Origin of the sequence: Citrobacter sp. TBCS-14 (assembly GCF_005280805.1) — a bacterium.
GTDB classification, from domain to species: domain Bacteria; phylum Pseudomonadota; class Gammaproteobacteria; order Enterobacterales; family Enterobacteriaceae; genus Citrobacter; species Citrobacter gillenii.
On the sequence record NZ_SZWM01000098.1, the window covers coordinates 1 to 212 of the forward strand.

Consider the following 212-nt stretch of genomic DNA (forward strand, 5'->3'; position numbering starts at 1 on the left):
GGGCAGTTAAAAACGCTGTCAGTAGCCATCGGCGATAAAGTTAAAAAAGATCAGTTGCTCGGCGTTATCGATCCTGAGCAGGCGCAAAACCAAATCAAAGAAGTAGAAGCGACGCTCATGGAGCTGCGGGCTCAGCGTTTACAGGCCGAAGCTGAGTGGAAACTGGCGCGCGTAACGCTTTCTCGTCAGCAACAACTGGCGAAAACGCAGGC

1 protein-coding gene is annotated in these 212 nt (G+C 52.4%); it reads left to right on the forward strand.

What is annotated here, in order from left to right; genetic code table 11:
- Positions 1–212 (forward strand): biotin/lipoyl-binding protein (locus FDX22_RS00545; RefSeq protein ID WP_146716568.1); only part of this gene is annotated, 212 nt, incomplete at both ends.